Source organism: Rhabdothermincola sp. (assembly GCF_036846205.1).
Classification (GTDB): Bacteria; Actinomycetota; Acidimicrobiia; order Acidimicrobiales; family Acidimicrobilacustridaceae; genus Rhabdothermincola.
This window is the reverse complement of record NZ_DAIUCK010000049.1, coordinates 1-22655: the sequence shown is the minus strand read 5'-3', so window position 1 is coordinate 22655 and position 22655 is coordinate 1. Positions and strand designations below refer to the sequence as shown.

Genomic DNA, 22655 nt, shown 5'->3' with positions numbered 1-22655 from the left:
CCTGGGGGGCCAGCGGAGGGGCGAAGGGGCCTGCGGGGCCGGAGGGTGCCTCCGTTGGTGATGGTGGAGGTGGCAGGACCGGCTGATGGGCCGGCCGGGGCGTGGAGAGGTCCTGCTCCACCCTCGCTCCTCGGTCGAGCAATGTCGGGGCTTTATGACGAGATTACGTCGATTCCAGCACTCTACCGGCGAGGTACGGAATCCTCGGCTCGGCGACGGTACCCTCGTGGGCACCTCGGGCCTCGGAAACGGAAGCTGGGAGCCACCGGGCCTCGGCCCCCGTGCCACCTGGGAGATCAACGGAGGCGAGATGGACACTTCATGGATGGCTCAGGGCCTGTGCCGGTTCGAGCCACCCTCCACGTTCTTCCCCAGCGACGGGGTGGGCGTCGAAACGGCCAAGCGCATCTGCGCAGCGTGCCCCGTGAAGGAGCCGTGCCTCGAGTACGCGCTGGAGCATCGCATCGACCACGGAGTCTGGGGCGGGACGTCCGAGCGCCAGCGGCGCCGGATCCTCAAGAAGCGCAAGCTGTCGCCCGCGCCACTGGTCAGCAGCGTCCTGTAGGACCCTCGCGGCCAGCCGGTGACGATCGGGCCGGCGATCGACGGAGGCTCAGGCCGTCTGGTCCCTGCCCTCGTCAGTAGAGTCGCTGGTTCCCTCTCGGAGGCCCTTCTTGAACTCCTTCTGGGCCTCGCCGAGGGAGCGGGCGAGCTTGGGCAGCTGGGTACCGCCGAACAGCAGCAGCACCACTACTGCGATCAGCAGGATTTCGGGCCCACCGAGGTTCATGGTGAAAGCTTAGCCACGTCGGGCCGCGGAACCTCGTCGGGTTCTTCGTGAGGGCACCATGCTGGAGTGCGTCATCAACGTCAGTGAGGGTCGCAGCGTGGCCACGGTCGAGCTCATCGCTCGCAATGCCGGGGCCTCGTTGCTCGACGTGCACACCGACCCCGACCACAACCGAGCGGTCATCACCGTCCTCGGCGAGGGAGCGGCACGGGCGGTGGCTGCGGCGGCCGTGCTGGCACTCGACCTGCGGCGGCACCAGGGAGCCCACCCTCGCTTTGGTGTGGTCGACGTCGTGCCCTTCGTCCCGCTCGGCTCCTCCTCCATCGACGACGCCATCGGAGCGCGCGACCGCTTCGCTCGCTGGCTGGCCGAGGAGCTCGCCGTCCCGTGCTTCCTCTACGGCCCGGAACGAACCCTGCCCGACGTTCGGAGGCACGCCTTCGGCTCGCTGGCACCTGACATCGGCCCTGCCACTCCCCACCCGACGGCCGGGGCCTGCGCGGTCGGCGCCCGGCCGGTGCTCATCGCCTACAACCTGTGGCTCGCAGACCGCGACCTCGAACTGGCGAGACGCATCGCGGCGTCGCTACGTGGGCCGGCGGTGCGCGCCCTCGGCTTGCAGGTCGGTGCACACGTGCAGGTCTCGACCAATCTGGTTGATCCGGAGCAGGTCGGGCCCGAGGCGGTGTTCGACGCCGTTGCCGAGCAGGCACCGATCGAGCGAGCAGAGCTCGTCGGCCTCGTACCACGAGCCGTCCTTGACGCCATCGACCCCGCGAGATGGCCCGAGCTCGACCTGAGCCCTGAGCGCACCATCGAGGCTCGGGCCGCCGCTCGCGGTCTCGACCTCGACGGGTCCGCGGGAACCGGCGGCTAGCTCAGCCGGCGGCGTTGGTGGCCGCTCGGGCGAGCGACCGCTGGCGGCGGATGCGCCGCCGCTCGCGCTCGCTCATGCCACCCCAGATCCCGAACTTCTCGCCGTTGGCCAGCGCGTACTCGAGGCACTCCTCGCGCACCACGCAACCCCGGCAGACCTCTTTCGCCTCCCGCGTGGAGGCGCCGCGCTCCGGGAAGAAGAGGTCGGGGTCGACCCCCAGGCAGTTCGCGAAGTCCTGCCAGGACTTGTCCACAGCACTCGATTCGGCGGTTGCGTACAGCATTTCCGGCCTCCTCCTCCCCGCCCTGGCAGACGCCAGGCCCCTCGCGGGTAGGGAGCTCGACGTGTTCCGGTCCTGCGGAATGCGTCCCCTCCTGCCCCTGATCGGCAGTTCCGGCTCCACCCGAGGCGACAGCGCATTACCACATGTGTAATTACATTGGTGTGATCATGACCGCGAGTGTCCGGAAACGCAAGCGGAAGTTGAGCTTTGACGCCCGGGAGGCGAGCGATGCGCCTGCAGGCGACACGCGCTGACATCACCACCCTCCGCGTCGACGCGATCGTCAACGCAGCCAACGAGGGGCTCCGGAGAGGCGGCGGGGTGTGCGGGGCGATCTTCGCCGCCGCCGGCCCCGGGCTCGAAGCCGCGTGCGGCGCGATCGGCCGATGCGCGACCGGTGATGCCGTCGCCACCGACGGCTTCGCACTTCCCGCCAGATGGATCATCCACACCGTCGGGCCGGTCTGGCGAGGTGGGGGGCACGGAGAGGCCGGTCTGCTCGCCTCCTGCTACCGGCGATCGCTGGAGGTCGCCGACGAGCTCGGGGCCCGCTCGGTCGCGTTCCCCGCCATCTCGACGGGGATCTTCGGCTACCCGCCCGAGGAGGCGGCAAGGATCGCGGTCGACTCGGTACGAGCCACGCCCACCGAGGTGGAGCAGGTCCTGCTCGTGGCCTTCGATGCCGAGACCGCCACCCGCTACGAGCGGCTCCTCAGCTCGCCCGCCGACCCTTGAGCAGCTGCCGGCGCTGCTCGATGAAGTCCACGAGCACGTAGTCGCCGAGCGTCTCGGGTGTGGTGAAGAACGCCCGCCCACGGTTGAGCTCGCTCAGCTTCTCCACGAACGCCCGCAGGTGCGGGGTGGGATCGAGCATGAAGGTGTTGATACGGATGCCTTCCCGCGTGCAGCGGCCCACCTCCCGCAGGGTCGCGTCGACGGTCTCGCGCACCGGGGGGTAGTTGAAGAACACGTCGCCAGATGGGGTGATGTGGGCCGTCGGCTCGCCGTCGGTGATCATGATGATCTGCTTCGTGCCACTCTGGCGGGCCAGCAGCCGACGGCTGATCTGGAACGCGTGCTGCATGTTCGTGCCGTAGACGAAATCCCAGGAGACCTCGGGCAGTTGCTCGGGCTTGAGCTCCCGGGCCACCTCGCTGAAGCCCACGATGCCCAGGTAGTCACGCGGAAACTGCGAAGAGATCAAGGCGTGCAACGCCATGGCCACCTTCTTGGCGGGCAGGAAGTTGTCGCGCATCGGCATCGACAGGGAGAGGTCCAGCATGAGCACGGTGCTCGATCGCACGAGCTGCTCGGTGCGCTCGACCTCGAAGTCGTCGGGTGCGAGCGCGACGGGGATGCCCCCGCCCGTGCGCTGGATCGCGTTGCGGATCGTGCGCCCGATGTGCAGGTTGAACGGATCGCCGAACTCGTAGGGTTTCGTGTCGAAGTCCCGCTCGTGGCCGACCCCCGTACGTTGCAGCTCGTGACGACCGAACTGGTCGTCGGTCATCTTGCGGAAGAGGTCGCTGAGCGCATTCTGCCCCACCCGGCGGATGCCTCGAGGAGTGAGCTCCAGGTGGCCTTCCTTGTTCTCGATCAGCCCCGCCTCCTCCAGGAGCCGGGCCAGCTCGGCCATCCGCTCCAGGCTGCGGGCCGCATCGTCGCCGAGCAGGTCGCGCGCCCGGTCGAGGTCGACCTCCGCCAGCGCGCCCGGGTTCGTGGCGCCGCGAAGCAGGTTCTCCAGCTGATCGATGTCACCGAGCTCCTGCAGCATCGACGCGGCCTCGGCGAACGAGAGCGGGTCCTGGCCGGTGAAGTCGTAGCGGCGGTTCCAGCCGAGGTCGGGGAACATCGACCGGAGGTTCTCGCCCAGCTGATCGACCTGCCACCGCAGGTCCATGTCCTCGAGCAGCTGCTCCGCCAAGCCCTGGAGCTGGGCGCGCTGCTCGGGGGTCATCGAGTTGAGCAGGGCCTGCATCGCCGCCATCCGCTGGGCCATCACCTCGAGCAGCTCATCGAGATCGCGGGGGTTCTCGGGGAAGAAGTCGCCGTAGCGCTCCATGAACCCCTCGAAGTCAGGCTCCTCGCCACGCTGGCGCTGCTCGAGCATGCGGTTCAGCTCGGCGAGCATGTCCTTCATCCGCTGCATCTGCTCGGGGCTGACGTTGCTCATGGCGCCGGCCATCTGGTTCACGTAGCTCTGCACCAGCTGCTGGCGGAGCTGGTCGAGCAACTCGTCGAACCGCTGCCGGGCCTCGGACGAGGTGAACTCGTAGCGCTGCAGGTCGCGCACCATGCCCGCGAGGTCTGGCGACAGCATGTCGAGCTGCATCTGCCGCTCCTGAGCCACCTGCTCGGTGATCTCCCGGCGGCGCAGGTCACCCGACTCTCGTGCTTCACGGACCAGGTCCTCGAGCGATCGTCGTTCGGTGTCCACGACCTCACGCAACTCCTGCGCGATGTCGTCGTACACCCCACCGAGGTCGTACTGTTCGAGCCGGTCCCGGCGGGAGCGCCGGAGCTTCTCGAGCATCTCACGGAGGCCTTGGAGTCGCTCGCCGTTGCGGTCGTGGAACCCGGACTGCAGCATCCGCCGGAGCGCGGCGTTGATGTCGCCGTGGTAGAGGAGGTCGTCGGTCATCTCCTCGAAGACGTCGAACGCATCGAGCTCGAAACCGACCTGGCTGCCGTCCCAGCGGGAGTACGCAGCTCGACGTCCCTTGGCCATGTGCCGAGGGTACCCGCCGACCCCGACGGTCGCGCCGGCGGGCGCAGTGACCGGCGCAGGGCAGAATGCGGTCATGGGGTTCCCGGAGGGGTTCTGGTGGGGTACGGCGGCCTCGTCCACGCAGACGGAGGGCGCGGCGCCCCGAGCCGACTGGAAGCGGTGGGAGGATCTCGGGCGCGCGCCACGCTCGGGCGACGGCAACGGCTTCGCCACCCGATACACCGAGGACTTCCGCCTGCTCGCCGAGCACGGCCTCACCCACCACCGCCTCTCCCTCGAGTGGGCCCGCCTCGAGCCTCGCCCTGGCCACCACGATCCCGCCGCGGTCGAGCACTACACCGCGATGCTGCAGTCGGCACGCGACGCCGGCATCGAGATCTGGGTGTGCCTGCACCACTTCACGCTGCCGGGGTGGTTCAGCGACGACCTGGGCGGCTTCCTCGACGACCGCGCACGCTCACTGCATTGGGCCCGCCACGTCGACTGGATGGGCGAGACCTTCGGCGACCTGGTGGCCGGATGGAAGCCGCTCAATGAGCCGGTGGCCTTCGCGGGGGCGGGGTGGCTGCTCGGCACCCATCCCCCGGGGCGGAGGAGCCTCGAGGACTTCGGCCAGGCCTTGCGGGCCACGCACCTCGCCAACCACGAGGCGTGGCGCCTGCTGCGCAGCGGCGGCAGGCCGGTGGCGACGATCATGAACCTCTCGCCGATCTACCCCGGCACCCGCTCGCGGGACCCTGCGGAACGGGAACAGGCACAGGCCATGGCCCGGGCCTTCGACGACGTCTACTGGACCTCGTGGATCCGCGCCCTGCGCGACGGGGTGCTGGCGGTACCCGGCACGGTCGAGGAGGAACGGCCCGACATGGCGGGTTCGTTCGACCTGATCGGGTTCTCCTATTACGCCGCGCAGACCGTCTATGCCGACGCCACGACCGGCCCCTACCCGGCCGACGCAGCGGTCACCGCCATGGGCTATGCACCCTGGCCGGAGGGACTGGGAATCGTGCTGCGGCGCCTCGCCAGCGAGCTGCCCGGGCGAGCCCTGTTGGTCGCCGAGTGCGGGCTGGGCACCTCCGGGGCGGGCACGGAGGACGAGACCCGGGTCCGCTATCTGGACGAGTGCATCGGCATCGTCTCCGAGGCGATCGAGGACGGCGTCGACGTCCGTGGGTTCTTCCACTGGACCGCGGTCGACAACTACGAGTGGCTCCACGGCTTCGACGTCGAGTTCGGGCTGTTCGACCGGGACCGCAACCCCAAGCGCAGCGCCGATCTCGCTCGCCGCTACGCGACGATGTCGACATGAGCAACGCCGAGCGCCCCGATCCGCGACGGGCCCAGAAGGAAGCAGCGGGCCGCCACGCCGCCACCTACGTCGAGGACGGGATGCGGGTCGGGCTCGGTACCGGCTCGACGGTCCACTGGACGATCGTGGCGCTCGGGGAGCGCCGCTTGGACATCGCGTGCACCGCCACCTCCACCCAGACCGAGGAGCTGGCTCGGTCGCTCGGGTTGCGGGTGGTCCCTCCCGACGACCTCGGCCGGCTCGACGTGGGGATCGACGGCGCCGACGAGGTCGACCCCGAGTTCAACCTCACGAAGGGAGGGGGTGGGGCGCTCACCCGGGAGAAGATCGTGGGCCAGATGTGCGAGCGATGGATCGTGGTGGTCGACGAGCACAAACTGGTCGACCAGCTCGGGGACTTCGGCACCCCGCTGGAGATCCTCCCCTTCGCCCCCGGGGTCGTGGCGTCGCGGGTCGCGGCACTGGGGGCCAGCTCCGTGTCGATCCGTCCCGGTGGGAGCGACAACGGCAACCTGCTCGCCGACGCCCGCTTCGGCCTGATCGACGATCCCCGGGGGCTCGCCGCCCGTCTCGATGCCATCCCGGGCGTGGTGGAGCACGGGATCTTCCTCGGCGAGATGGTGGAACGGGTGGTGGTCGCGGGCGACGGCGGTATCCGCGAGCTGGTCAACGACCGCTGACCGGCGCGTCGCGGCCCGCGATCAGCCCCGGCCCCGGTACTGGGCGCGAGCCCCGATCGTCTCCTTGTTGAGCCGCTTCGACAGGTGCAACCCCTCGAGGACGAACTCGACGGCCGCCGCCACCGCTGCGGCCGACTCGTCACCCCCGGTCAACCGGCGCACGGGCTCGCGCAGCTCAGGGATCTCGGTGATCAGCGCCACGTAGTCAGCCGACAGCACGTCCTCACCGGCGTGGACCACCCGGCTGCCGTCGAACGCGTCGATCACCGGGCGCAGATCTTCGATGGGCACGTGGTCGCGGAAAACCGACAGGACCGCTGCCTTGAGCAGGTGCTCGATGATCTGCTCGTCGCGCCCTTCCTCGATCGAGTCGATCTCGACCTTGCCGGCCGTGGACGAGGCCAGGGCGTCGAGGTCGCTCACGCGGGGCACGACGTCGGTCTCGCCGTGGACCAGGGCCCGCCGCGCGGCGTTGGCCACCAGCGTCTCGATGTTGGCCACCGTGAGCCGCACCGACACCCCCGAACGCTGGTTGATGTGCGGGCTCTGGCGAGCGAGCTGGCTCAGCTCGGCCACGGTCTCCGCCATGTAGTCGGGGACCACCACCCGCAGCCCATCCGCCTCGAGCGGTCGGGCCTCCTGGCGGGCGATGGCAACCTCGGTCTCCACGTCGAGGGGGTAGTGGGTGCGGATCTGGCTACCGAAACGATCCTTCAGGGGTGTGATGATGCGGCCGCGATTCGTGTAGTCCTCGGGGTTGGCGGATGCGAGCAGCAGAACGTCGAGCGGCAGGCGGATCTTGTACCCCCGGATCTGCACGTCGCGCTCTTCGAGCACGTTGAGGAGGCCGACCTGGATGCGCTCGGCCAGGTCGGGCAACTCGTTGATGGCGAAGATGCCCCGGTTGGTGCGGGGCACGAGGCCGTAGTGGAGCGTCAGCTCGTCGGACAGATAGCGCCCTTCGGCCACCTTGATCGGATCGACCTCGCCGATCAGATCCGCGATGGACGTGTCCGGGGTGGCCAGCTTCTCGCCGAAACGGTCGTCCCGATGCACCCACTCGATCGGGGTGTCGTCACCTTCCGCGTCCACCAGGTCACGGGCGTGGCGTGACACCGGATGGTAAGGGTCGTCGTTGATCTCCGAGCCGGCGACGATCGGCATCCACTCGTCGAGCAGACCCGTGAGGGAACGGATCATGCGGGTCTTGGCCTGGCCCCGCTCACCGAGGAAGATCACGTCATGGCCGGCGAGGAGGGCGTTCTCGAGCTGCGGTAGCACGGTGTCCTCGTAGCCGAGCACGCCCGGGAAGAGCGGTTCGCCTGCTCGGATGCGGGCCACCGCGTTCTGGCGGATCTCCTCCTTGACCGGGCGGGACACCCAGCCGGAGCGCCGCAGGGCGCCGATGGTCTCTGGTCGGGTGCTGGGAGACGGCATGCAAGCCACGCTATCGCCGCCCTTCGCGGGGTGGCGGTTCGGGGAGGCGCCCGGTGGGCGCCGGCACTGCGCTGGCTCAGCTCGCGGCCTCCGGTTGATGGGCGAGCGCGTACGCGTTCCAGAACCGATCCGCTGGGACCGCGGGCGCGAAGAGAAAGCCCTGGGCCCGGTCACAGCCGAGCTCTCGGAGTTCGCGAAGCTGCGTCGAGGTCTCCACCCCCTCAGCGACGATCCCCAGGCCCAGCGCACGGCCGAGGCTCACGATGGCGTCGACGATGGCGGTGTCGTCGGGGTCCACGCCCAGACCGTCCACAAAGGAGCGATCGATCTTCAAGATGTCCACCGGGAGCTGCTTCAGGGTGGCGAGCGACGAGTACCCGGTGCCGAAATCGTCGATGGCCAGCTGGACGCCGAGGGCCCGCAGGCGACCGAGCACCTCCAGGCTGGCCGCCGGATCGGCCATCACCGTCGTCTCGGTGATCTCCAGGCAGAGCGTCGACGCGTCGAGCCCGCTCTCCTCGAGTGACTGCACCACCAGGGGCACCAGCTCGGGATGGGCGATCTGGCGAGCAGCGAGATTCACCCGGACCGTCTCGATGGCCCCATCGCCCGTCAGCCACTGGCTGGCGAGACGGCATGCCTCACGGAGCACCCACGAGCCCACGTCGACGATCAGACCCGACTCCTCGGCGACGGAGATGAACGAGCCTGCATCCAGCAGACCTTCGGTAGGGTGCCGCCACCGGACAAGTGCCTCGCAGCCCACGATCGCTCCGGTGGTGAGCGAGACCTCCGGCTGGAAGTGCACCTCCAGCTCGTCGAGGTCGATGGCCCGGCGCAGGAAGCTCTCCAGATGCAGGCGAGCCATGGCCTGGGTCCGCAGGTTCTCGTCGAACATCTCGAAGCGGTCTCGACCCCGGGCCTTCGCCCTGTACATGGCCGCATCCGCGTCCCGCAGCAGACCCTCGGCAGTGACCGGCTCACCGGTCCCAGCGGTCCCCGGCGCCAGGGCGATGCCGATGCTCGCAGTGGCGAACACCTCGTCGGCCCCGACCCGGACCGGACGGCGCAGCGCGTGCAACACCCGTTCCGCGATCTCCACGACCTCCTCGCCGCCGGCGACATCGGGCAGGAGCACCACGAACTCGTCGCCACCGAGCCGGGCGACGGTGTCGCCGGCCCGCAGAACCTCCTGGAGGCGGTGGCCGACAGCGATCAGCAGCTCGTCGCCGGCCGAGTGACCGAGCGAGTCGTTCACCACCTTGAACTGGTCCAGATCGAGGAAGAGCACCGCCAGCTGCTCTTCCCGCCGGCGGCACCGGGCCAGCGCGAGCGCCAGATGATCGAGGAACAGTGCCCGGTTGGCGAGCCCGGTGAGTGGATCGTGGAGGGCCTGGCGGGCGAGCTCGGCCTCACTGCGCTTGACCGCGGTGATGTCGGTGTTCATCACCAGCACGTGCTCCACCCGGCCATCGGGACCGAACTCGGGCACGGCCCGGCTCTGGAACCACCGCGAGCCCCCGGCGACGGGGATCTCCCACTCCGTGTCGAGGCGTTGGCCGGTCTCGAAGACCCGGTGCAACGACGCCACCCACTTGCGGTACTCACGCTCGTCGTCGGTGAACACCGCGCTGGTGTGACCGGTGACCTCGTGGGGCTCGACGGAGGCCAGTTCCCGGATCGCCGGGCTCACGTACACCATCCGGCCCTCGCGGTCGAACCGTGTGACCAGCGCCGGCGAGCTCTCGACCAGGGTGCGGTACCGCTCCTCGCTGAGCCGGAGCTCCTGTTCCTGCTGGTGGCGCTCGGTGATGTCCTCCAGGTGGGTGACGAGGTACTGGAGCACCCCTTCGCTGGTACGGACCGCCGCGCTGTGGGCCCGGAACCAGCCGAGCTCCCCGTCACCCTTCCAGGCCCGCACGTCGTGGGAGATCCGCGCCGCCCGGCCGGCCAGCAGGTCCGCGTACCGGTCGAGCAGCTCGTCCTGGTCGTCGGGATGCACCACCTCGATGACCGACCGTCCGATGAGCTCGTCCTCCGATCGACCCACCAGCTCGCAGTAGGTCCGGTTGACCTGGAGGTGCCGACCGTCGGGCCCGTGCAGGGCCATCCCGAGGGGCGCTCCGGTGAAGGCGGTGACGAACCGCTCCTCGGCGGCCGACCGAGCGAGGGCTTGCGAGATGATGCCGGCAGCGGCGCTCAGGACGGCCAGGTGGTCGTCCGACCAGAGCCGCTCGGTCCCGATCGACTCGAAGCCGATGAAGCCGACGAGACGCCCTTCCGTGGCGAGTGGGACGGCGAGGGCCGAGCGCACGCCGTACGCGGCCAGCAGAGATCGCTCGCGGGCCCACCGGTCGTCGAGGTCTGCGAGCCGTGCGATGTAGACCGGCTCCAACGAGCGGAGGGTGGCCATCCACGCGGGCACGGCATCCTGGGCGACGGTCGCCGCCCGGGACCCCGCCTGGGGCCTGGAGGGGCTGGCCCACGCATGGGTGTTCTCAATGGTCCCCCGGTCGTCGTCGAGCAGGCACACGTAGGCCCGGTCGACCTCGCTGAACGTGCCGATGTCCGCAAGGGCCCGGGCGATCCCCTCGTCGATCTCAGGCGCGGGAAGCAGGACGAACGACGACGCCAGCCGGGTGAGCAGATCCTCGAAGGCCAGCCGGCGGCCCAGCGCGTCGATGGTCCGGCGGCCGTCGCCCCGGGCGGCGGACAGCCGCCATGCCGTGAACCGGCGATCACCGAGGGACACCTCGGGGGAGACCTCCGCCAGCAGCTGGCACGTCCGGCCCTCCGCGTCACGGACGGCCAGGAGCGACGGCCCACCCTGCTGGGCCTCCGTCCCACCCGCTCCACCGGCGGCACGCGGGAGCATCCCCTCGGCCGCCGTCACCGACTCCGGGCCGAGCAGCTCCGTGAGCGTTCGACCCACCAGGCTCCGGGCGTCAAAGCCGAGCATCCGCCGGACCGTCGGGCTCACGTAGGCCACCATCCCGCCCTCGTCGACGAGGACGACCACCTCCGCGGAGCGGTCGAGCAACCAGTCGAGCGCAGCACGAGGGAGCTCGCCACCCTCGCGCCGGGTGCCGGGCTGCGCCCGCTCGTCGACGGGCTCGTGGATCCAGGCCTCGCCGTCGGCGGTCGTCTCGGCCACTTCCGACCCCCCCGTGTCGATGACCTTTCACTCTAGTAGATGCCTGTCGAAGCGCTCCCGATCGACGTCCCACCCATCGACCGGCGGCGTGATCGACCGGCGGCGTGGTCCGGTAGCGTCCCCCACCGATGGACGGGGGACCGGCATCCGAGACGATCCTCCCCGATCGGGCGGGCGTGAGTCTCGACGGCACCTGGCGGGCGGCGGTGGCCGACGAGAGCCTCCGTCGGGCCTACCCCGATCCCGAGTTCGATGATTCGGCGTGGGAGGACCTCCCGGTCCCCGGTCACTGGCGTTCCGCGCCCGCCTTCGCCGAGTCAGACGGGCCACTGCTCGCGCGTCGGCGCTTCCAGCTCGATGCCACCGCGACCGGGGTGTGGGGCGAGCAGCCAGCGCAGCAGCGCCGCTGGCTGGTGCTCGACGGGGTCTTCTACACGAGCGACGTGTGGCTCGACGGCGCGTACCTCGGGGACACCGAGGGGTACTTCTTCCCCCACGCCTTCGAGGTCACGAGGGAGCTGGCCGCTCGCTCCGAGCACGTGCTGGCCATCGAGGTGGCCTGCGCGCCGCAGCGGGAGCGGACCCGCAAGCGCAACCTCACCGGCGTGTTCCAGCATTGGGACCTGATCGACCAGCGCTTCAACCCCGGTGGCATCTGGCGTCCGGTGCGACTCGAGACCAGCGGCCCGCTGCGCATCAAGCACAGCCGCATCGTCTGCCGCGACGCCCGCGAGGACGCAGCGTCCGTGTCGCTGCGCGCCGTGCTCGACGCGGCCGACCCCACGGTCGCGACCATCCGTACCCGGGTCGTCGACCCTCGAGGTCGCGAGGTCGTCGAGGTGGTCCGCGACCAGCCGGTCGCGACCGGTGAGAACCGGCTGGAATGGACGGTCACCGTTCCCGATCCCGCCCTGTGGTGGCCCTGGTCGCTCGGAGACCAGCCGCTCTACATCATCGAGCTCGACGTGCTGACCGGTGATCGGGTCAGCGATCGCGTACGCCGGTCGGTCGGGCTGCGGCGGGTGGCGCTCGACAACTGGATCTTCTCCATCAACGGCGAACGCCTCTTCCTCAAGGGCACCAACCAGGGCCCGAGCCGGGTGGCGCTGGCGGATGCCTCGCCCGACCTGCTCACCGGCGACGTGAGGAGCGTGCGGGAAGCGGGGCTCGACCTGATGCGAGTGCACGGCCACATCAGCCGCCCCGAGCTGTACCAGGCCGCCGACGAGCTCGGCGTGCTGCTCTGGCAGGACCTGCCGCTGCAGTGGGGCTACGCCCGCGGGGTCCGTCGCCAGGCTCGTCGCCAGGCTCGGGAGGCGGTGGACCTCCTCGGGCACCACCCGTCCATCGCCATCTGGTGCGCACACAACGAGCCGATGGCGATCGACATCGAGCCCGCCACGCTCGCGGACCCTCGCCGCCGGACCCGACTCGCCGCCAGGGCGATCGCCGCGCACATGCTCCCGACGTGGAACAAAAGTGTGCTGGACCACTCGATCAGTTCCGTGCTCGAGCGCAACGACGGTTCGCGGCCCGTGGTGCCTCACAGCGGGGTGCTGCCGCATCCCCCGCAGCTCGACGGCACCGATACCCACCTCTACCTCGGCTGGTACCTGGGTGACGAGCGGGACTTCCCGCGGCTGCTGCGCTGGTGGCCCAAGTTGGCCCGGTTCGTCACCGAGTTCGGCGCCCAATCGGTCCCGGCCGATGCCGGGTTCCTCGAGCCTGACCGCTGGCCCGCGCTGGATTGGGACCGGGCCCGGGAGGTGCACGCGCTGCAGAAGACGTTCTTCGACCGGTACGTCCCGCCCGCCGCTCACCGCACCTTCGACGAGTGGCGCGAGGCAACGCAGCGTTACCAGGCGGAACTGGTCAAGCACCATGTGGAGACGCTCCGCCGGCTCAAGTACCGGCCCACGGGTGGCTTCGCCCAGTTCTGCTTCGCCGACGGCTATCCCTCGGTCACCTGGTCGGTGCTCGGCCATGACCGCCAGCCGAAAGCGGCGTTCCACGCCCTGGCCGCCGCCTGCCGCCCGCTGATCGTGGTCGCTGATCGCCTGCCCCGGATCGTCCGACCTGGGGAGCCGCTGCGGGCGGCCATCCACGTCGTGAGCGACCTCAGGATCACACTCGCCGACACGGTCGTCACCGCCCATCTCGAATGGCGAGATGGTGCGGGGCGTTCACGGTCCTTGCGGTGGTCGTGGCAGGGCGAGGTGGAAGCCGACGCCGTGACCTACGTGGCGACGATGGAGAGCATCGTGCCCGACGCCGACGGGGAGCTGAGCCTCCACCTGGAACTGGCGGACGCCCCAGGGCGGGGGAGCATCCTGGCCAGCAACCGGTACACCACGACGGTCGAGCAGGCACACCGGGGGGGTGTGGCCTCCCAGCCCTAGCCCGCCCGGTCGGGGCGGCCGCTGCCAGCTAGCACCTGACGAGCGGTCATGGGTAGCGTCGTCGCGGGCCGGATCCCGGTGAGGGGCCGGCCTCTCGCACCGGTGTCGCGCCGCAACCCACGCCGATCGGAGGAGCTCCACGTGGAGGCATGTTCGTGACCGCAACCCGACAAGCCCCTGCTGCCATCCCGAACGTCACGTCCCCACCCATCCGGACACCGATCCGGCGAGGGCGGCTCCCCATGTCGGGCTTCTACCGGACCGCGGTGGGCAAGAAGTGGGTGATGGCCATCACCGGCCTGGTGCTGATGGGCTTCGTGTTCGCCCACATGGTCGGCAACCTGAAGATGTACCTCGGCCCGACCCACTATGACGAGTACGCCGAGTGGCTCCGGACTGGACTGCTGGTGCCGATCCTCCCGGACGGGGTCGCACTGTGGGGCATGCGAGTCGTGCTCATCGTGGCCGTGGGCTACCACATCCACGCGGCCTACTCACTCACGATGCTCAACCGCCGGGCTCGCCCGCAGCGGTATGCCTCACCTCGCGACTACATCGCCGCCAGCTGGGCAGCCCGGACCATGCGCTGGAGCGGCGTGATCGTCGCCCTGTTCATCGTGTTCCACCTCGCCGACCTCACGACCGGCTGGGCCAACCCCGACTTCCACGCCGGCGACGTGTACGCGAACGTGGTGGCGTCGTTCCAGCGCTGGCCGGTGGCGCTCTTCTACGTGTTGGCCAACCTGGCACTCGGCGTGCACCTGTACCACGGCGTCTGGAGCCTCTTCCAGACCATGGGGTCGATGAGCCCGCACTTCAACCCCCGCCACAACCCGTTGCGGCGGGCTGCCGCGGCGGGCTTCACGATCCTGGTGGTGGGACCAAACATCTCGTTCCCGATCGCCGTGCTCACCGGCGTCGTCGGCTGAGCCCGAGGAGACCGCATCGAATGAGCGACATCGTGCTCGACGCCAAGACCCCGCAGGGACCCATCGAGGACCGCTGGGACAACCACAAGTTCTCGATGCGCCTGGTCAACCCGAACAACAAGCGCAAGTTCCAGATCATCGTGGTCGGCAGTGGTCTGGCCGGCGCGTCGGCCGCCGCCACGCTCGGCCAGCTCGGCTACAGGGTCAAGGTCATCACGTTCCACGATTCGCCACGCCGGGCGCACTCGATCGCCGCCCAGGGGGGCATCAACGCCGCGAAGAACTACAAAAACGACGGCGACTCGATCTTCCGGCTCTTCTACGACACGGTGAAGGGCGGCGACTTCCGGGCGCGGGAGTCGAACGTCTACCGCCTCGCGCAGGTCAGCGTCGACATCATCGACCAGTGCGTCGCGCAAGGAGTCCCGTTCGCCCGCGAGTACGGCGGCCTGCTCGACAACCGCTCGTTCGGCGGGGCGCAGGTCAGCCGCACCTTCTACGCCCGGGGTCAGACCGGCCAGCAGCTCCTGCTCGGCGCCTACCAGGCGCTCATGCAACAGGTCGCACTCGGGACGGTGGAGCTGCACACCAAGACCGAGATGCTCGACGTGGTGGTGAAGGACGGCGCGTGCTGCGGGGTGGTGACCCGCGACATCGTCACCGGCGAGGTCACCTCCCACGCTGCGCACGCGGTGCTGCTGTGCACGGGCGGTTACGGCAACGTGTTCTACCTGTCGACCAACGCCATGAACAGCAACGTCACGGCGGCCTGGCGGGCACACAAGAAGGGAGCGTTGTTCGCCAACCCGTGCTTCACCCAGATCCACCCCACCTGCATCCCCGCGAGCGACGAGTTCCAGTCCAAGCTCACCCTCATGTCTGAGTCGTTACGCAACGACGGTCGCATCTGGGTACCCAAGCGGGCAGGTGACGATCGACCACCCGCCGAGATCCCCGAGTCCGAGCGCGACTACTACCTCGAGCGCAAGTACCCGGCGTTCGGCAACTTGGTTCCCCGGGACGTGGCCAGCCGCAACGCCAAGACCGTCGTCGATGAGGGGCGTGGCGTGGGGCCGCTCCACAACGGGGTCTACCTCGACTTCTCCGATGCCATCGGCCGGTTGGGAGTCGACGTCGTGCGGGAGCGCTACGGGAACCTCTTCGACATGTACGAGCGCATCACCGGGGAGAACCCCTACGAGGTCCCCATGCGCATCTATCCCGCCACCCACTACACGATGGGCGGGCTCTGGGTGGATTACAACCTCATGACCACCGTGCCCGGGCTGTACGCGCTGGGGGAGGCCAATTTCTCGGATCACGGCGCCAACCGGCTCGGCGCCTCGGCGTTGATGCAGGGGCTCGCCGACGGGTACTTCGTGATCCCCTACACCGTCGGTGACTACCTGGCCGGCTTGCTCGGGCAGCCACTCGTGCCCACCGACGACCCGGTGTTCAAGCAGGCCGAGGCAGCCGTGCAGGACGAGATCCGCCGGTGGATGTCGGTGGGGGGCACCCGTTCGGTCGACCACTACCACCGTGAGCTGGGCAGGATCGTGTGGGACCACTGTGGGATGGAGCGCTCGCGCGCCGGCCTGGAGAAGGCACTCAGCGAGATCCCGGCCCTGTATGACGAGTTCCGCAAGAATGCCCGCATCCTCGGCACGCCCGACGGGGTCAACCAGTCACTCGAGAAGGCCATGCGAGTGGCCGACTTCTTCGAGGAAGCCGAGCTCATGTGCCGTGACGCCCTGCACCGTGAGGAGAGCTGCGGAGGGCACTTCCGGGTCGAGCACCAGACCGAGGACGGCGAGGCGCTCCGGGACGACGAGAACTTCGCGTACGTGGCCGCCTGGGAATGGCAGGGCACCGACGCTCCGCAGAGGCTCCACAAGGAACCGCTCACGTTCGAGTACGTGAAGCTCACCCAACGCAGCTACAAGTAGGACGAGGACCGAGATGAAGCTCACGCTCAAGGTGTGGCGCCAGGACGGCCCCCGGGCCGAGGGCCGCTTCGAGACCTACGAGGCCACTGACGTGAAGGAGGGTATGTCGTTCCTCGAGATGCTCGACGTGGTGAACGAGCGGTTGATCGAATCAGGTCGCGAGCCGATCACCTTCGACAGCGACTGCCGGGAAGGCATCTGTGGGACCTGCGGCATCATGATCAACGGCCAGGCTCACGGCCCGATGCGCGGCACGGCCACCTGCCAGCTCCACATGCGCAGCTTCCGCGACGGGGATGAGATCGTGATCGAGCCGTGGCGGGCGGCGGCCTTCCCGGTCATCAAGGACCTGATGGTCGACCGGTCCGCCTTGGACGCCATCATCGCCGCGGGCGGTTTCATCACCGCGAACACGGGTGCGGCTCCCGATGGCAACCAGATCCCAGTACCCAAGCCAGCGGCCGACACGGCCATGGACGCGGCTGCCTGCATCGGTTGCGGCGCGTGTGTGGCCGCGTGTCCCAACGGCGCGGCCCAGTTGTTCACCTCCGCCAAGTTGGCCCACCTCAACCTGCTCCCGCAGGGTCAAGCGGAGCGGTGGCAGCGCACCGAGGACATGGTCGAAACCATGGAGCAGTACTTCGGCTCCTGCACGAACTACGGCGAATGCCAGGAAGCCTGTCCGAAGGAGATCCCCATCGACTTCATCGCCTTGATGAACCGCGACTACCTCAAGGCGAAGCTGAAGAACCGCAAGCTCATCGGCCAGGTGTTCCCGTAGGCGAGTCGGTCCGCTCCCGGCGCGAGCGGACCAGCTCCACGCCGATGGGGATCAGCGAAAAGACCACGATCGCCACGACCACGAGCTCCATGCGGTCGCCGACTCCCGGGGCGATCCGTCCCAGCCAGTACCCGAGCTGGATCAGCCCGACCGCCCACACCACCCCACCGATCACGTTCCACCGGGTGAAGACCCGGTGGTCCATGCGGCTCACCCCGGCCACCACAGGACAGAACGTGCGCACGATCGGCACGAACCTCGAGAGCGCGATCGCCTTCGGGCCGTGGCGGTCGAAGAACGCCTGCGCCTTTACGAGGTGTTCGTCCTTGGGGAACCGCGAACGCTCCCGGTCCGCGAGTCGGGGACCGAGCTTGCGCCCGACCCCGTAGCCCACCTGGTCACCCACCACGGCCGCGATGACGCACCCCACCGTCACCAGCCACACCTGACCACCCGCCAGGTCACCCCGATAGGTGAGCAGGCCGGCAGCGAACAACAGTGAGTCGCCCGGGAGGAAGAAGCCCACCATCATCCCGGACTCGGCGAAGACCGCGAGCAGCAGACCGATCAGTCCGACGGTGTGCAAGAGGCGCTGGGGGTCGACGCCCAGACCGAGGATCAACGTGAGCAGAACGTGCACCGGCGAAGCGTACCGGGGCTCGCGAGCGATGTCGGGTCGGGGGGTCCGGAGCCGGTACGATCGGCGCCGTGCCCCACAAGCCTGCTTCCGTGTTCGCGCGCGGCTTCCTCATGGGCAGCGCCGACATCGTCCCGGGCGTCTCGGGCGGCACCGTCGCCCTGGTCACCGGTATCTACGAGGAGCTCATCGACACGGTCAGCCTCTTCGCCGCGGCGGCTGGTCACCTTCTGAGGTTCGACCTGGCTGGCACGTGGGACCGGTTGCGTGAGATTCGCTGGCTGTTCATCCTCCCGCTGGGAGCGGGCATTCTGCTGGCACTGCTGTCGCTGGCCCGTGCCATCGAGCATCTCCTCGACACGGAACCGGTCCGCATGGCTGGGTTGTTCTTCGGCCTGGTCGCCGGCTCGGTCGCCGCGGCACTCCCGCGGGTCAAGCAGTGGGACAGCATGCGCGCTGTCGTCCTCCTCCTCGTCGGCGTGGCCGCGTTCTTCCTGCTCGGCTTCCGCTCCTCCGGGGTGGCCGATCCGCCGCTGTGGGCCTACTTCCTGGCCGGCGCGATCGCCATCTGCGCCATGATCCTCCCGGGGATCTCCGGGTCGTTCATCCTCCTCATGCTCGGCATGTACGACCTGGTCCTCGGGGCGGTGAACGACCGCCAGCTCGCCACCGTCGCGGTGTTCGCCACCGGCTGCGCGATCGGGCTCATGCTGTTCTCGCAGGTGCTGCACTGGGCCCTGCACCACCACCACGACACGGTGGTGGCGGGGCTCATCGGCCTGATGCTCGGCTCGCTGCGGGTGCTGTGGCCGTGGCCGGAGGGGACCGCGGGGACCACCATGACCATGCCCCAGGACGATGTGGTGGTCCCGATCCTGCTGGCAGTGACCGGTTTCGTGGTGGTGGCGGGCTTCGCGCTGGTGGCGTTCCGCGTCGAGCGCGCCGCCGAGCGAGTGGCCTGATCGGCGCTCGCCGGCCGCTCACTCCGGCTGGTTGACCTCGACCCACCCCACACCAGGGCCGGCGGCTCCTTCGAAGCGGGCCAGGGCCCGCGGAAGGCGGGACCGCCGACCCCCGGGCCCCTCGACGAGGACCGGCGCCCACGCCAGCGGGGTGACCCCGATGCGCTCGCCGGCCGCCGTGAGATCGATCTGCCGGGGCAGTCGCTCCGGCCCTTCGGTCCACGCCACCGAGCCCTCGAGCACCTTCACCTGCCCTGAATCGGGAGGCTGGCGATAGCCGATGGCCTGCGAGGTGTCCGGGGTCACCTCGAGCAGGTGGTGATCGCCGCCCTCGACGTGGAAGGCGCTCCAGCACCAGGCCTCCGCCCACCGGTCGTTCCCACCCCAGGCGTGGTTCCGCTGGCCCACCCCGTCGAGCTCGAGACTTTCGAGCCCGACGAGCACCTCACCATGCACCCGGCACGGCACCTCGTAGTGCTCGAGCGGGGGCGGATAGGCGAAGACCTCCCCGTCGGTCTCCCACTCCAGGTCGAGACCGAGGGGAACCCGCTCACCGAGCGAACCCTGGTAGGCATCCAGCGGGTCGTCGAGGCTCACGGCGAACGCCTCGAGCCCGACGCTCCAGTGCTCGAACGGGGTCTCGCAGTTGTGGTCGGCCCACAGTCCGCTGGCCCGCAACTCGAGCGAGCCCTCCCGTGCCGGTGGGCGGACCTGATGGTCGACGACCATCACCGGCGAACGGTCTGGTCCGGCCACGCAGGCCCAGTACCACACGACCCCGAGGTTCGGATAGCGACCGACCCGCACGTACCCTCCGAAGGACCCGTCGGGGGAGGCGAAGTCGAAGTACCACCATTCGCTCCACTGCGGCTCCGGGCCCGGCTGGTGCCAGCCCTCGTCGCACGGAGCCGAGGCGGGCGGGACGCCCATCAGTACCCGGCGTCGAGATCGACGACGTGCTGGAGGGACTCGCCGGCCACGAAGCGCCGGAGGTTCTCGATGAACATCTGGGCCAGCAGGTCGAGCGCTCCCGGGGCGGACCAGGACAGGTGGGGGGACAAGCGCACCTTGGGATGGGTGTAGAGCCAGTGCCCCTCCGGCAAGGGCTCAGGGTCGACCGCGTCGAGTGACGCCATCGACACCGTCCCGTCATCAAGCGCCGCTCGCAGCGCGTCCTGGTCGACCAACGCCCCCCGGGCCACGTTCACCAGGTGCACCCCGGGCTTCATCGCCCCGAACGCCTCGCGCCCGATGAGGCCTCGGGTCTCGGGGGTCAGCGGCGCGGCGAGCACGACGTGATCCGCGCCGTCGAGCAATGCCGGCAGCGAGCGGACCGTCTCCACTCCGGGCACGGGTGACGGCCGGTCCCGGCGACGCAACGCCCGCACCTGCATGTCGAACGCGAGGGCCCGTGTGGCGGTGGCGGAGCCGATACCACCGAGGCCGACGAGGGCGAGCCGCTTGCCCGCCAGGGTGCCGAGATCGCGGAGCTGCCCCCGCCGCCAGTCCTCGGGGGAACGGGTCTCCCACGACTCCGGCAGCCGCTTCTCGAATGCCAGCATCGTGGCCAGGACCCACTCGGAGATCGGCACCGCGCTGGCACCACGGGAGTTGGTCAGCACCACACCCTCACCGATCAGCTGGAGCGGGAAGGCGTCCACCCCGGTCCCGGTGACGTGCACCCACCGCACCCCCCTCCGAAGGGTCTCGGCGAGTGTTTCGACTTCCCAGGGCAGAGTGACGAGGACCTCCCCTCGCAGCGCGGGGTCGAGGTCGCCTCGGGTGGGCACGGGCACCAGCTCCACCATGCCGGCGAGGTCCGGAGGCAGTGCGAACACCCCGGAGGGACCCAGATGGCTGAGGACGCGAACGGCCGCCACCTCGCCAGTCTGCCTGCACACCCGACTCCCTGCGCCCCACTCCTCGGGGTGGCATCCCGCAGTTGATTAGCTAGGCTATTGATTAGCGAAACGAAACGATTGGGAAGGGAAGGGGGCGAGGATGCCCGCCGCGGAGGACGACGTCAGCCGGCTGCGGATGATCCTGCTCCGCCTCGCTCGACGCCTCCGCCAGCAGGTGCACAGCGGGATCACCCCCTCGCAACTCTCCGCGCTGGTCACCATCGCCAAGCGGGGGCCGCTCACCCTCGGCGAGCTGGCCGCGATCGAGAACGTGCAGCCACCCACCATCTCCCGCATCGTCGGCGCGCTGGAGGGCGAAGGGTGGGTCGAGCGCACCAGCGACGAGCGCGACCGCCGGATCTCGCTGGTGCGGGCGACCCCCGCGGCCCGGCGGGAGCTCGAGCAGATCCGGGAGGAACGCAACGCCTGGCTCGCCGACCGCCTGGCGACGCTCTCCGCCGGCGACCGGAACCGCCTCCTGGCGGCGCTGCCCGCCCTGGAACAACTCCTCGACGAGGAGACCCCGTGACCCGGGTGGAGCGAGCCGCTCGGCACACGTTCCGGGCTCTCAGCTCACGCAACTACCGCCTGTACATCGCCGGCCAGGTCGTGTCGGTCAGCGGGACCTGGATGCAGACCGTGGCCCAGGCCTGGCTGGTGCTCCGGCTCACCGGCAGCGGCGTGGCCCTGGGGGTCACCACCGCCCTGCAGTTCCTCCCCATGCTCGTGCTCGGTCCCTGGGCGGGGGTGATCGCGGACCGGTCCGACAAGCGGCGGCTCCTGCTGGCCACCCAGAGTGCGGCCGGCTCGCTCGCCCTGGTCCTCGGGGTGCTGACCGCGACCGGTGCGGTGCAGCTCTGGATGGTCTTCCTGCTCGCGCTGGGCCTCGGTCTGGTCAACGCCTTCGACATGCCGGCCCGCCAGTCGTTCGTCTACGAGATGGTGGGACCCGAGCACCTCACCAACGCGGTGGGGCTCAACAGCACGGTGATGAACGCCGGCCGGCTGGTGGGCCCGGCCGTGGGCGGGGTGGTGATCGCCACCCTGGGCCTCGCTACGTGCTTCCTGTTGAACGCGCTCAGCTACGCCGCGGTGCTCGCTGCGCTGGCAGCCATGCGAGTCGGGGAGCTCCACCGGACCGAACCGGTGGCCCGGCAGCACGGCCAGCTCCTGGAGGGCCTGCGATACGTGTGGGTCACGCCGGCGCTGCGTACCCCGTTGCTGATGCTGGCGGTCATCGGGACCCTGACCTACGAGTTCCAGGTCAGCCTGCCGATCCTCGCCACCTTCACCTTCGGCGCTGGCGCCGAAGGCTACGGTGCCCTCCTCTCGGCGATGAGCGCCGGCGCGGTCATCGGCGGCCTGGTTCTCGCCGGTCGGATGACTGCCTCCCATCGTGGCGTCGGATGGTCGGCAGCGGCATTCGGCCTCCTCGTGCTGGTGGCATCGGTGATGCCGACGTTGACGGCCACCGCGGTGGTCATGCCGCTGGTCGGCGCGGCGAGCATCGCCGTGATCACCCTCACCAACGCCACGTTGCAGCTCACGGCAGACCCGCAGATGCGGGCCCGGGTCATCGCCCTCTACGGCGTGGCGTTCCTCGGGAGCACACCGATCGGTGGCCCCATCGTCGGTTGGGTGGGTGAGACCCTCGGCGGGCGGGCCGCGCTCGCGATCGGTGGGCTGGCCGCGTTGGTCTCGGCGTTGATCGGCTGGCGTTCGCTGGAGCGCGCCGCTCTCACGACCCGGGCTGAGGCTGGTCGGCCTCCTGTTCCGGGGTCACCAGCCCCGCCGGAGGCGGAGGAGGGGGCACCGCTCCGGCAGCGGGCGGTGGAGGTGGGG

The 22655-nt window shown here is 69.7% G+C and carries 20 protein-coding genes; 12 read left to right on the top strand and 8 right to left on the bottom strand.

The features are described 5' to 3' along the window. Positions 1–325: 325 nt before the first annotated feature. Entirely contained in the window at positions 326–565 is a 240-nt protein-coding gene (locus tag V7004_RS08870) for a WhiB family transcriptional regulator (RefSeq protein WP_334143441.1), read from the top strand. Positions 566–613: 48 nt separating this feature from the next. Here the strand turns inward: V7004_RS08870 and tatA are convergent, their stop codons facing one another. Then, the gene (tatA, locus tag V7004_RS08865; RefSeq protein ID WP_334143440.1) at positions 614–790 is read right to left on the bottom strand and encodes a twin-arginine translocase TatA/TatE family subunit; all 177 of its coding nucleotides are present in this window, start codon (positions 788–790) and stop codon (positions 614–616) included. A gap of 58 nt (positions 791–848) precedes the next feature. Here tatA and V7004_RS08860 point away from each other — a divergent pair, with 58 nt between their 5' ends. Then, positions 849–1667: a hypothetical protein gene (locus V7004_RS08860; RefSeq protein ID WP_334143439.1), complete on the top strand. Its 819-nt coding sequence runs from the start codon at positions 849–851 to the stop codon at positions 1665–1667. A 1-nt stretch (position 1668) separates the two neighbouring features. On the opposite strand, the gene V7004_RS08855 is transcribed toward V7004_RS08860, so the two are convergent. Next, the gene (locus tag V7004_RS08855; RefSeq protein WP_208029558.1) at positions 1669–1950 is read right to left on the bottom strand and encodes a WhiB family transcriptional regulator; all 282 of its coding nucleotides are present in this window, start codon (positions 1948–1950) and stop codon (positions 1669–1671) included. Positions 1951–2178: 228 nt separating this feature from the next. On the opposite strand from V7004_RS08855, the gene V7004_RS08850 reads away from it, so the two are divergent. Then, on the top strand, positions 2179–2685 hold the full coding sequence (locus V7004_RS08850; RefSeq protein WP_334143437.1) for an O-acetyl-ADP-ribose deacetylase: 507 nt from the start codon (positions 2179–2181) through the stop codon (positions 2683–2685). Here V7004_RS08850 and V7004_RS08845 read toward each other — a convergent pair. Next, positions 2663–4678 (bottom strand): hypothetical protein, encoded by a 2016-nt coding sequence (locus V7004_RS08845; RefSeq protein ID WP_334143435.1) that lies wholly within the window; start codon positions 4676–4678, stop codon positions 2663–2665. The genes V7004_RS08850 and V7004_RS08845 overlap by 23 nt on opposite strands. A gap of 73 nt (positions 4679–4751) precedes the next feature. On the opposite strand from V7004_RS08845, the gene V7004_RS08840 reads away from it, so the two are divergent. Beyond that, a complete protein-coding gene (locus tag V7004_RS08840; protein ID WP_334143434.1) occupies positions 4752–5987 on the top strand; it encodes a family 1 glycosylhydrolase in 1236 nt (411 codons plus the stop codon). Further along, complete coding sequence (gene rpiA, locus V7004_RS08835; protein ID WP_334143433.1) at positions 5984–6667, top strand: ribose-5-phosphate isomerase RpiA; 684 nt, start codon at positions 5984–5986, stop codon at positions 6665–6667. Before V7004_RS08840 ends, rpiA begins: the two co-directional genes overlap by 4 nt. Before the next feature lie 21 nt (positions 6668–6688). Here the strand turns inward: rpiA and V7004_RS08830 are convergent, their stop codons facing one another. Then, positions 6689–8104, bottom strand: a complete 1416-nt coding sequence (locus V7004_RS08830) for a magnesium chelatase (RefSeq protein WP_334143432.1) — start codon at positions 8102–8104, stop codon at positions 6689–6691. Between the two features lie 76 nt (positions 8105–8180). Then, positions 8181–11258 carry a bifunctional diguanylate cyclase/phosphodiesterase gene (locus tag V7004_RS08825; protein ID WP_334143430.1) on the bottom strand — a complete coding sequence of 1026 codons (3078 nt, stop codon included), beginning with the start codon at positions 11256–11258 and terminating at the stop codon, positions 8181–8183. A 128-nt stretch (positions 11259–11386) separates the two neighbouring features. On the opposite strand from V7004_RS08825, the gene V7004_RS08820 reads away from it, so the two are divergent. The 4 genes from V7004_RS08820 to V7004_RS08805 all read left to right on the top strand — a co-directional run bounded on the left by V7004_RS08820 (position 11387) and on the right by V7004_RS08805 (position 17313). After that, positions 11387–13657 (top strand): glycoside hydrolase family 2 protein, encoded by a 2271-nt coding sequence (locus V7004_RS08820; protein ID WP_334143429.1) that lies wholly within the window; start codon positions 11387–11389, stop codon positions 13655–13657. A 242-nt stretch (positions 13658–13899) separates the two neighbouring features. Further along, a complete protein-coding gene (locus V7004_RS08815; protein WP_334143428.1) occupies positions 13900–14586 on the top strand; it encodes a succinate dehydrogenase cytochrome b subunit in 687 nt (228 codons plus the stop codon). 20 nt (positions 14587–14606) lie between these two features. Then, entirely contained in the window at positions 14607–16532 is a 1926-nt protein-coding gene (locus tag V7004_RS08810; protein WP_334143427.1) for a fumarate reductase/succinate dehydrogenase flavoprotein subunit, read from the top strand. A 13-nt stretch (positions 16533–16545) separates the two neighbouring features. After that, entirely contained in the window at positions 16546–17313 is a 768-nt protein-coding gene (locus V7004_RS08805; protein WP_334143426.1) for a succinate dehydrogenase/fumarate reductase iron-sulfur subunit, read from the top strand. Here the strand turns inward: V7004_RS08805 and V7004_RS08800 are convergent. After that, complete coding sequence (locus V7004_RS08800) at positions 17291–17953, bottom strand: DedA family protein (RefSeq protein WP_334143425.1); 663 nt, start codon at positions 17951–17953, stop codon at positions 17291–17293. The genes V7004_RS08805 and V7004_RS08800 overlap by 23 nt on opposite strands. 68 nt (positions 17954–18021) lie before the next feature. On the opposite strand from V7004_RS08800, the gene V7004_RS08795 reads away from it, so the two are divergent. Continuing rightward, positions 18022–18912 (top strand): DUF368 domain-containing protein, encoded by an 891-nt coding sequence (locus tag V7004_RS08795; RefSeq protein ID WP_334143424.1) that lies wholly within the window; start codon positions 18022–18024, stop codon positions 18910–18912. Between the two features lie 18 nt (positions 18913–18930). Here the strand turns inward: V7004_RS08795 and V7004_RS08790 are convergent, their stop codons facing one another. Further along, a complete protein-coding gene (locus V7004_RS08790) occupies positions 18931–19842 on the bottom strand; it encodes a DUF7064 domain-containing protein (protein ID WP_334143423.1) in 912 nt (303 codons plus the stop codon). Further along, a complete protein-coding gene (locus V7004_RS08785) occupies positions 19842–20792 on the bottom strand; it encodes an NAD(P)-dependent oxidoreductase (RefSeq protein ID WP_334143422.1) in 951 nt (316 codons plus the stop codon). Before V7004_RS08785 ends, V7004_RS08790 begins: the two co-directional genes overlap by 1 nt. 121 nt (positions 20793–20913) lie before the next feature. On the opposite strand from V7004_RS08785, the gene V7004_RS08780 reads away from it, so the two are divergent. Then, a complete protein-coding gene (locus V7004_RS08780; RefSeq protein WP_334143420.1) occupies positions 20914–21342 on the top strand; it encodes a MarR family winged helix-turn-helix transcriptional regulator in 429 nt (142 codons plus the stop codon). Next, a partial coding sequence (locus V7004_RS08775; RefSeq protein WP_334143418.1) for an MFS transporter occupies positions 21339–22655 on the top strand: 1317 nt, incomplete at its 3' end. The genes V7004_RS08780 and V7004_RS08775, both read left to right, overlap by 4 nt.